We start from the raw sequence: 10,493 nt of genomic DNA on the forward strand, positions 1-10,493 counted from the left end.
GTTTTTTCCATGGCATCCATTCTGAATATGGAATACATGGATCGCCAGAAAAAAGGGAAACAACCCGTCAGGGAAGAGATCATCGATTGCGGAATAGCTATCCGTAACAACAAGGTGGTTTCATTCCTCAGCAACAATGGTTATGAGATCGTCAACTATTCCACTTTCGATCTGGCCAATCATCCTGCCCGTGTAAAGCAGGAATTCATTCCGGTAAGCACCAGGCTGATCATGGAAGAAACCCTGCTGTACAGGCTCTGCGACGAGTTCAGCTGGTTCTTCAATCTGTATCCCCGGCTCAGCAGTTTACTACCGGTGCCTTCAAGAGAAGAAGGAGCCTATGAAAGTCAGAAGGCCATTCAGCTCACCATCGATGAAAGCTCCAGGAAAACTGAAAAACCGAAATTCGTATACGGTCATTTCCTGATCCCCCACTGGCCTTACCTGTATGATGCCAAAGGGAACAGGCAACCGGAGATCTTTCAACCCAAAGGCAACAGGATGCAGGATACCGCCGTTGCTTACCTCAATTACCTGGAATATGGCAATATGCAGATCCGGAAACTGGTAGACAGTATTCAGACAAATACCGGCAATAAAGCTGTGATCGTATTGATGTCAGATCACGGTTTCCGCGGCACCGATGATCCCGGATACCAGTTCATCAGGTTCCATAACCTGAACGCCCTGTTCCTGCCGGATAAACAATACCAGCAGTGGAACGACAGTGTTACCAGTGTGAACCAGTTCAGGATACTTTTCAATACCCTGTTCAGGCAGCAATACAAAATGCTGAATGATAGTTTCATTACGATATTTGAAGAACCTAAAGGCATCGAAGGCTTTTAAAGGTCAGCGGGAACTGTAAAACAAATCACTGAATGAAGCGCTTGTTGAATACCATCCCATTTTTTGTACTGCTGTTGCCGGTATTCTTCGTGCTGCATGGTTATACGGCCAATGCAGGCAATTTTGTGTTTGTTCATATACTTCCTCTCGCCGGCGTATTACTGCTGGCATCCTGCCTGTTGTTCTTCTTTTTCAGATTATTACTGAAAGATGTGCGCAAAGCAGGTTTGATGACATTGTATTGTCTGAGCTTCTTTCTTTTTTTCGGCGCTCTTTTCGATTTCATCAAAGCCGTATCGCCCTGGAAATTCCTCTATAAATACAGTGTGCTCTGCACCGCTTTCCTGCTGACCGGAATCATGATTTTCATCAGGCTGCGCAGGATGAAAAAAGATCCTGTGAGGATAGTGTTCTTTTTCAACCTGCTCTTTGCCATCTTCATCCTGCTGGATCTCGGTAACCTGCTGCTGAAACAGCCATGGGACAAAGGCAGCAGACCGGCAGAGACCATCAGCGCCGGTAAGCAGATCAGGCGCCCGGATATATTCTTCCTGCTCTTCGATGAGTATTCCTCCACGCTCAGTCTCCGGCAGCATTATAATTTCGACAACAGCGAAACGGACAGTTTCCTGGTCAGCCAGGGATTTCACCTGCTCCCCAACAGCAAAAGCAATTATCCCAATACCGCCTTATCCATGGCCAGCTGTCTGAATATGGACTATATTCCCTGGGCAAAAGCCGGTATGGAATTAAAACGGGAGGATTACCAGTATTGTGCGGAAGCGATCCGCAACAATGAGGTGATGCGTTTTTTCAGTTCGATGGGATACGAGATAAGGAACCATTCTTTCTTTGACCTCAACGGACATCCGGCTCCGGTAAGTCAGCGATGGTTCAGCACCGACACCAAACTGATCACAGAAGAGACTCTCATAGGCAGACTGACGGCGGAATTTGGCTGGTTCTTCAGCCGGTACGAATGGCTGAGAAGGATCTTACCGGTTACTTCTTACAAGGAACAGGTGGAGAACAACGATAAATGCATAGCAGGCGTAATGAAGGAATCACAGGAAAAAAGTACCGTGCCCAGGTTTGTATACGGACATTTCCTGATCCCGCATTTTCCTTTTTACAAAGATAAAAACGGAAACGCTTTACCGGATTCCCTGGTGGACGCCATTCACACGGGCAAGACACCACCGCTGCCCTGGTACCTGGAATACCTGCAATACGCCAATATTGAGTTGACAAAAATTGTGGGCAGTATCAGGCAGCACAATCCTGATGCTATCATTATCTTCATGTCTGATCATGGCTACCGCTGGAAGATAAAGGATCTTCACCAGGCCTACTACGCACAGAATGCCGTTTACCTCCCTTCAGGAGATTACAGCAGGTTCTATGACAGCATCAGTCATGTCAACCAGTTCAGGGCTGTTATCAATACCATCTTCAGAGATACATATCCCATGCTGAAAGACAGTACGGTATTCCTGACAGACAATTTTGAACCACATTGATTACTTCGCATGATCAACACCGTTAAAAATACATACAGGTTATCTGCGCAAAAGGCTTTTGGTGTATCGGTCGGCGCTACCGCGGTCATCTATGCCATTCTCATATATGCCGGTCACCCTGTTTACCATTCGGGTGACGATCTCAATATCGCCTGGATCCTCGGAGATGGCTTTGGAGCAGGCCCTTCCACCTGCCTGCCCTTCCTGCACAATATGCATTACTGGCTCTCCACCCCCATTGCATGGTTGTTCAGTCATTTTCCCGGCATCAACTGGTTCAGCTGGAGCATGATCTTTACTGAATATGCATCCGCAACAGCCATCTGCTACCTGCTGTTGCTCCGCTGGCCGTGGCAGAAAGCAATAGCTTACTTCTTACTGATCATGAGCTTCTTTGGCAGTTTCCTGCTTGTGTACCTGCACAATTCCTCAGCGTCCGCGATGGCCATCACGGCTTCCCTGTTGCTGATCTGGCATACGTTTACATGGCCTGCCTCAAGAAGCACATTGACAGCTGCAGCACTCTTCTTCTTTGCCGGCACTTTGTTCAGGTTGCATGTGGCATTTCCATTACTGGTGGTGACTGGTCCGTTCTTCCTGCTGATACCCGGATGGAAGAAAAAATTCCAGGCGGCGGGATGGATCGCGGGCATGCTGATCATCTCATTCCTGTTCGTATTCATACAGGAAAAGCATTACACCAACAATTGTCCCAACTGGCAATCGGAAGAAACATACAGACAGGCTAAATACAGCAATATCAATTACTACCGGGATACCAATAAACCCGGGCTGGCAGCCTATAAAACAGAGCTGGCCCTGCTGGAGGATCTCATTCTGCCTGACACGGTTACGGTACCCGTTGCCGCATTACAGGCAATGGCAAAAGAATCTGTATCACGCAGACCAATAACCGGTATTTTCACCAAAGACTTTGCCTACTGGACCTTCATGAACAACCGGCTTGCCCTGCTAACGGCATTGCTTGGTCTGTATATTTTTTACGCCGCCCGCAGGCAGTTCCTGGTGATGCTTACTTCACTGGCAGCTGCGCTTGTTATAGTGATATACCTGATCCTGTATATGAAACTTCCGGAGTTCATGATCCCCACCCTGCTGCTTGCTTCCACAACTTTAGCGGCAGCCTGCGGGGCGTCAGAGCCGGGGGCTATCCGTAAGAACAAACTTATCATTTCGGGGATGATACTGGTGCTGTTGGCCTGGGGTACTGTGCGCACTTATAAAACGGGCCAGGTGAACAGAGTGGCTTATGAAGAATTCCAAAAAGTTCATGCGTCGCTGATGCGCAGACCGGATCTTTTATTCATCAATATGAATGACGATGAGTACTTCAAATACGTGAGTGTATTTGCCACACCTGCTGAATATCCGCTGCACAATTTTCTTTTTACGGACCAGCCGCTGAGCCTGCGGGATGCAGCGCTGCTGCGCGATTTCGGGTATTCCGGGTTCGGGGATGCGGTGAACAATCCGCGTGTACGATTCAGTGGCCAGCAGCTGAAATCCGTACAGGACTATTTTGAACGTACAACATCGAAAAAACTACAATGGGGTGAGCCGGACACAACAGTCAATCATCTCAGGATTTATAAACCAATGCTGGTGGATTCTGTTATCATGGATTCAAAATAAGCCTTTATATTCGTCCCTTCAATCCCGAAAAACAATTGACATGATCAGAAACAACTGGACTTTACCCGAGGTGGAAGCTTTGTACAATACGCCTTTGCTTGATTTGATCTATCGTGCTGCCACTGTGCACCGTGAGTACAATGACACAGGCGAAGTACAGGTTTGTACCCTGTTATCCATCAAAACAGGCGGCTGTTCAGAGGACTGTTCTTATTGCCCGCAGGCGGCCCGTTATCATACTGGCATCGATGTGCAGGCGCTGATGAAGAAGGATGAAGTGCTGGAATACGCACAGAAAGCTAAAGATGCCGGCTCTACCCGTTTCTGCATGGGTGCAGCATGGCGCGAAGTGCGTGATAACCGCGATTTTGACCGTGTACTTGATATGGTCAAAGGCGTGAACGAACTGGGAATGGAAGTATGCTGCACCCTGGGCATGCTGACGGAAGACCAGGCAAAAAAACTGGCGGATGCCGGTCTCTATGCTTATAACCACAACCTCGATACTTCAGCCGAATACTACGGCGATATCATTACTACCCGCACTTATGACGACAGACTGAGGACCCTGGACAATGTCCGCAAGGCAGGTGTTTCTGTTTGCTGTGGTGGTATTGTTGGCCTGGGTGAAACCCATGAGGACCGCATCAGGATGTTGTTGACGCTGGCCACCATGCCAGAGCACCCTGAAAGCGTTCCTGTAAACGCACTGGTACCGGTAAAGGGAACCCCGCTGGAAAACAATGCAAAGGTGAATGTATGGGACCTGGTGCGCATGATCGCATCGGCAAGGATCCTGATGCCTAAAGCCATGGTACGCCTCAGTGCAGGCCGCACCAGCATGAGCATAGCGGATCAGACCCTCTGCTTCATGGCAGGAGCCAACTCCATTTTTGCAGGAGAAAAACTGCTCACTACGCCGAACCCTACATTTGATGAGGATATGGCGATGTTTGATCTGCTGGGACTTACACCCCGTGAGGCTTTCAAGGGAGAAAAGGAATTGGTGCAGCACTAACCCGCAGCCCGGGCCCTGGTGGATGTGGTGTGGATATTTGCGATCTCTTTGCAGAAATAGGGCTGTCCTTCCATCACCTGGAGGATGGCGGTGATCATTTCTTCACCGGAGGAATTCTTGGTAACATAGCCATTGGCGCCGGCCTGCATCAGGCCATTCACATAGGCCAGATCGGTATGCACCGAAATGCCGATAATGCGGATATCTGAGGAAAATTCACGGATCTTGCGGGTGGCTTCAATGCCATTCATCGGTTCCATATTGATGTCCATCAATATCACCTGGGGCTGCAAGACCCGGGATGCCTCCACCACGCGGTGGCCATTTTCACAAACAGCGATCACATCCAGCCTGGGATCACGGCTTAACAAAAGCCGCCAGGCTTCCCGGACGAGCCGGTGATCGTCTGCTATCACGATTTTTATCATGGACGAATAAATTAAAGTAAGACCCAAAAGTTCATTCAAATTGATGAAAAAACATTAATTGTTCCCATCAATTTCGGCTAAGTAAGGAAATTGGCTAAGGTCTGTTAAGGGGAAACGTGTACCGGGAACTCTAAAATACCTGTTTACCACTCCCAAGGTACTGGTTCAACCGCAGGCTCAGGCCCAGCTGATTGAAGGCAAGATGCTTCTGATACCAGCTCCGGGCATACCGGATCTGCAGCTTTTTGAACAGTACCCCCGCCCCCAGGGAAAAACCATTCAACCCGTTTCCTGCCGTACCCGCATTCAGTTCCTTCCGGCGCATATGATTGTAACCGATGCTCAGCTCCACCTTGTCCGTAACATAACATTGCGCACCGATCACCACATGCCTGAACAATTTATCGAAAAAGAAGTTTCTTCCTTTTCCATTTTCTTCCAATCCCTCCTCCCGGTCAAAAACTGTGTCCTCATAACGGATATCGAACCGCTGCAAATGCCAGGCCGTGATTGAAAACTGAAGGGGGGCATTTGCCAAACGTTTGGAAATACCCATTTGCATGTCAAAAGGAAGCTCTTCACTTTCCTCTCCATATTTTTTGAGTTGGGTGCCCATATTCTTTACCACGAAGGACGCCTGCCATAATGATGCTGAATCATAATAACTAAGGCCTATATCAAACGCAATTCCGGAAGAACGATAAATACCATACGAGGAATGAATGAATTTGACGGCGCCTCCATAATGCCACCTGTTCAAATACTGTCTGCTGGCGCTGGCCTGTACCACATAATCAACAGGCCTGAAGTTGCCATTGATATTACCTGCCGCATCTGTCTGCTGCAGTGAACCATAATTCAGGTATTGAACACCCAGCGCAAAATTTGTATTGAGTGCCGCATGATGAACGCCCGTCATCAGGTGATATTGTTTCACTCCACCATTGAATGAATTGAAAGAAAGATGCGTTTGCGTATGCATGTTACTTCTTAACAATGCAGGATTGTGAAATGCCAGACTGATATCTTCAGTGATCTGGGAAATATTGATGCCGCCAAGGGCAGTAAGCTGAGGAGCATTGGGAAGCCTGAGAAAATTATAAACAGTACTGCCTCCCAGTGTCTGGGACCGGAGCGCGTACTGTGAGAACACAGCGATTGATATTAGCAGCCAGCTTCTCATGAAAGATGAGGAAGCGAAAATAAGGTTTTAGGTAGCCAAAAAAAAATTCCTCCATTGACATGGAGGAATTCCTTTAACCCTTAAAACAACCAACATGAAAAAATTTTCAATTGATACTATAAATATAACATGATTAGAGTCCTTTTGTTGACCTTACCTGCTCATATATCGATTAAAATGATATTAAAAAGCCCCTGCCTGAAAACTGAAATTCCCGCAAACGCCCTACCACAGCGGGTTTTGGCGTTTACGGGAATATTTGTAGTAATAGTTGGATAAATGTTAAACAAGCGCAAGCTCCAGAACCTGCTGCATGGTTTTCACGAAATGGAACTTCATACCCTTGATGAACTCAGAATCAATTTCCTGCACATCCTTCTCATTCTGCCAGCAGAGGATGATCTCTTTGATACCAGCCCGCTTGGCAGCCAGCACCTTCTCTTTGATACCGCCTACAGGTAGCACCTGACCTCTTAAGGTTATTTCACCGGTCATCGCCAGGTATGATTTCACCTTCCTTCCTGAAAATGCAGAAGCAATGGCTGTCATCATCGTTATACCTGCGCTGGGACCATCCTTGGGTACTGCACCTTCAGGTACATGCACATGCACCGTACGTTTATCGAACAATGCAGGATCGAGATCCAGTTTCTTTGCATTGGATTGCAGGAATGTAAATGCTGTAGCCGCAGATTCCTTCATCACGTTCCCCAGATTCCCTGTAAGCTTGAGCTCTCCCTTGCCTTCACTGAGACTGGTCTCTATGAAGAGGATATCACCACCTACATAGGTCCATGCGAGCCCTACAGCCACACCCGGAATATTGGCTACCTTATATAGATCATTACTGTATCGTGGCTTACCCAGGATCTTCTCCACTTCTTTGGAAGTGAGCAGCGTTTTGATCTTTTGTTTCATGGCATATTCCTTTGCCTCAAAACGCATGATGCTCGCCAGTTGCCTGTCGAGTTCACGCACGCCACTCTCTCTCGTATAATCCTGTACAATCTTTTCCAGCACTTTATCACCGATCTTGAAGTTGAGCTCTTTCAGACCATGCGCATCCTTTTGTTTCGGTACCAGGTGACGCTTGGCGATCTCCACTTTCTCTTCCACTGCATATCCGCCTAGATCGATGATCTCCAGACGGTCGCGCAGCGCAGGCTGGATATTGTTGATATTATTTGCCGTGGCAATGAACAACACCTTGCTCAGGTCATATTCAAGTTCCAGGTAATTATCGTAGAATGTATGGTTCTGTTCAGGATCCAGCACTTCAAGAAGAGAGGACGAAGGATCGCCGCGGAAATCAGATCCTACCTTATCGATCTCGTCAAGGATGATCACGGGATTGGATGATTTGATCTTACGGATGGATTGAATAATCCGGCCAGGCATAGCGCCGATATATGTTTTGCGGTGGCCACGGATCTCACTCTCATCATGCAGGCCACCCAGGCTGATGCGAACATATTTACGCTGAATGGCAGCGGCAATGCTGCGCCCCAGCGATGTTTTACCAATACCGGGCGGGCCTACAAAACAAAGGATCGGACTCTTCATATCGCCCTTCAACTTCAGTACTGCCAGGTATTCCAGGATCCGCTCCTTCACTTTCTTCATACCATAATGATCCTTGTCAAGCACCTTCTGCGCTTTCTTCAGATCATACAGGTCTTCCGTGTATTCCTGCCAAGGCAGGTCGAGTATCAGATCGAGATGATTGTACACTACCGAATAATCCGGTGTGGAAGGATGCATACGCTCCAGCTTCTCGATGCCCTTGCGGAACATTTCACGTGCGGCTTCGGTCCATTTTTTCGACTCTGCCTTCTTCTGCATTTCCCTGATCTCACGATCATTGGAATCACCTCCCAGCTCTTCGCGGATACTCTTCATCTGCTGATTGAGGAAATATTCGCGCTGTTGTTTGTCAAGCTCCGTTTTTGTTTTGGTGGTGACCTTATTTTTCAGTTCTGCAAACTGCAGCTCGCGTTGCAGCAACTGCATCAGCAGGTCTGCACGTGCTTCAATATTATTCAGCTTCAGCAACTCCTGTTTCTCTTTGAGATCGGTATTGAGGTTGCTGGAAATAAAGTGAATGAGAAAGGAAGGGTTTTCGATATTCTTCAGGATGATGCTGGCCTCTGAAGGGATATTCGGTGAAAGCTGGATGATCTGGGCCGCCAGTTCCTTGATATTGGAAACATAGGCTTCAAAATCTTCGGGTTTCCTGGGAGTTTCATCATCTGTGAGCAATTCAATGCGCGCTTTGAAATAAGGGTCTTCAGCCACAATGCCAGCCACCTTGAAGCGTCTTCTGCCCTGGATGATAACGGTAGTACCGCCATCGGGCATCTTGATGAGCTTCACAATGCGCGCCACTGTACCGATATCTTCCAGATCGGAAACAGTGGGATCTTCCACATTACTGTCTTTCTGCGCTACCACGCCTACCAGCTTATCAGCCTTGTAGGCTTCGTTCACAGCCTTGATACTTTTATCTCTGCCTACTGTGATAGGGAGCACCACACCAGGGAACAATACTGTATTTCTGAGGGGCAACAACGGCAGTTCACCGGGCACTACCAGTTCTTCGCCATTATCACGTTCGTTTTCGTTCAGGGGAATTATAGGTAGAAAATCCATCTCATCTTCTGCCTGAAAAAGTAAACCGGGTTCTTTCATTACTTCATTTTATCGGATGACAAAATAACACTCTCAGCGTTAAATACCTATGCTAATTAATTGACTGGCCTATAGTTCAAGTTTAGTGCCAACGGGATTGGCGGGTACCCGGACATAAAAATCAGGTCAAAAGGGCAGGTAAACGCGTAAGGGTTGATTTCAAAGATAGCAATTCCTGTAACTTTAGCCCATGTACGAACGCATTCTAAGCAACCTGAACAGGCATGTTCAACTCAATGACGAAGAAAAGGAGCTTTTCACCTCCTGCATTAAAGTCCGTAAGCTCCGTAAAAGGCAATATTTTCTACAGCCCGGTGATATAATGCGATTCGAGTGTTTCGTTACCGAAGGCTGCCTGCGACAGTATTACGTGGACGAAAAAGGCCAGGAACATTCCATGATGTTTGCTTTTGAAGACTGGTGGACCGGCGATATGTACAGTTTCCTAAGCGGTCAGCCCTCCAAATACCACCTGGAAGCCATTGAAGACACTACCCTCCTGCTCATTGAACGCAGTCAGCTGGAACAGCTCTATGACCAGATCCCCCAACTCAACCGCTTTTACCGCATCTTATTGCAGAACGCTTATATTGTAATGAGCGAACGCATCAATCAGTCGTTGTCCATGGCCGCCGAAGAGCGTTACCAGGCTTTTCAGCAGCGCTACCCGCATTTTGAACAAAGGCTCTCCCTGAAACATATTGCATCCTACCTGGGTATCACTCCCGAAAGTCTGAGCCGCATCAGGGCACAACGAAAAAACACTTAACACAGGTTAAGAATTTTTCTTACCATGGATCATTGGAGCAGCCCTTCGTTTAAAGGGAATTTTGTGCAGACAAAATCTTTAAACGAATTTTTTTATGAAAAGGAATTTATTAGCAACCGACAATAGTTATAACTGGCTAATACTTCGCGTTGCACTTGGTATTGTGATCCTGCCGCATGGACTTCAGAAAACCTTCGGCCTCTTCGGTGGCTTCGGCTGGGATGCCAGCATGAATTATTTCACGGAACATGTAGGACTACCGGCTGTGATGGGCGCATTGGTGATCCTGATCGAATCATTGGGAGCCGTGTTGCTTATTGCAGGCTTCGCAGGCAGGATCAATGCATTTTTATTAGGGATAGTGATGGTTGGCGCCTTCTTCCAG

General features: G+C 47.5%; 9 protein-coding genes. 6 read left to right on the forward strand and 3 right to left on the reverse strand.

The window, feature by feature from the left end; all coding sequences use genetic code 11:
- From ACTHMC_RS00625 to bioB, 4 genes are all read left to right on the forward strand, one after another.
- Nucleotides 1–849, forward strand: an 849-nt coding sequence (locus ACTHMC_RS00625) for a sulfatase-like hydrolase/transferase (RefSeq protein WP_440409936.1), incomplete at its 5' end; no start/stop codon positions are given.
- Nucleotides 850–881: 32 nt separating this feature from the next.
- On the forward strand, nucleotides 882–2,369 hold the full coding sequence (locus tag ACTHMC_RS00630) for a hypothetical protein (RefSeq protein ID WP_440409938.1): 1,488 nt from the start codon (nucleotides 882–884) through the stop codon (nucleotides 2,367–2,369).
- Between the two features lie 9 nt (nucleotides 2,370–2,378).
- Nucleotides 2,379–4,022: a hypothetical protein gene (locus tag ACTHMC_RS00635; RefSeq protein ID WP_440409939.1), complete on the forward strand. Its 1,644-nt coding sequence runs from the start codon at nucleotides 2,379–2,381 to the stop codon at nucleotides 4,020–4,022.
- Nucleotides 4,023–4,062: 40 nt separating this feature from the next.
- Nucleotides 4,063–5,040 carry a biotin synthase BioB gene (gene bioB, locus ACTHMC_RS00640; protein ID WP_440409941.1) on the forward strand — a complete coding sequence of 326 codons (978 nt, stop codon included), beginning with the start codon at nucleotides 4,063–4,065 and terminating at the stop codon, nucleotides 5,038–5,040.
- On the opposite strand, the gene ACTHMC_RS00645 is transcribed toward bioB, so the two are convergent.
- From ACTHMC_RS00645 to lon, 3 genes are all read right to left on the reverse strand, one after another.
- On the reverse strand, nucleotides 5,037–5,468 hold the full coding sequence (locus tag ACTHMC_RS00645) for a response regulator (protein WP_440409943.1): 432 nt from the start codon (nucleotides 5,466–5,468) through the stop codon (nucleotides 5,037–5,039). The genes bioB and ACTHMC_RS00645 overlap by 4 nt on opposite strands.
- Nucleotides 5,469–5,598: 130 nt before the next feature.
- Nucleotides 5,599–6,651 (reverse strand): type IX secretion system protein PorQ, encoded by a 1,053-nt coding sequence (gene porQ / locus ACTHMC_RS00650; RefSeq protein ID WP_440409944.1) that lies wholly within the window; start codon nucleotides 6,649–6,651, stop codon nucleotides 5,599–5,601.
- 282 nt (nucleotides 6,652–6,933) lie between these two features.
- A complete protein-coding gene (gene lon / locus ACTHMC_RS00655; protein WP_440409946.1) occupies nucleotides 6,934–9,339 on the reverse strand; it encodes an endopeptidase La in 2,406 nt (801 codons plus the stop codon).
- A gap of 190 nt (nucleotides 9,340–9,529) precedes the next feature.
- Here lon and ACTHMC_RS00660 point away from each other — a divergent pair, with 190 nt between their 5' ends.
- Nucleotides 9,530–10,108 (forward strand): Crp/Fnr family transcriptional regulator, encoded by a 579-nt coding sequence (locus ACTHMC_RS00660; RefSeq protein WP_440409948.1) that lies wholly within the window; start codon nucleotides 9,530–9,532, stop codon nucleotides 10,106–10,108.
- A gap of 94 nt (nucleotides 10,109–10,202) precedes the next feature.
- Nucleotides 10,203–10,493, forward strand: a 291-nt coding sequence (locus tag ACTHMC_RS00665; RefSeq protein ID WP_440409950.1) for a DoxX family protein, incomplete at its 3' end; no start/stop codon positions are given.

Origin of the sequence: Pseudobacter sp. (genome assembly GCF_051955275.1) — a bacterium.
Classification (GTDB): domain Bacteria; phylum Bacteroidota; class Bacteroidia; order Chitinophagales; family Chitinophagaceae; genus Pseudobacter.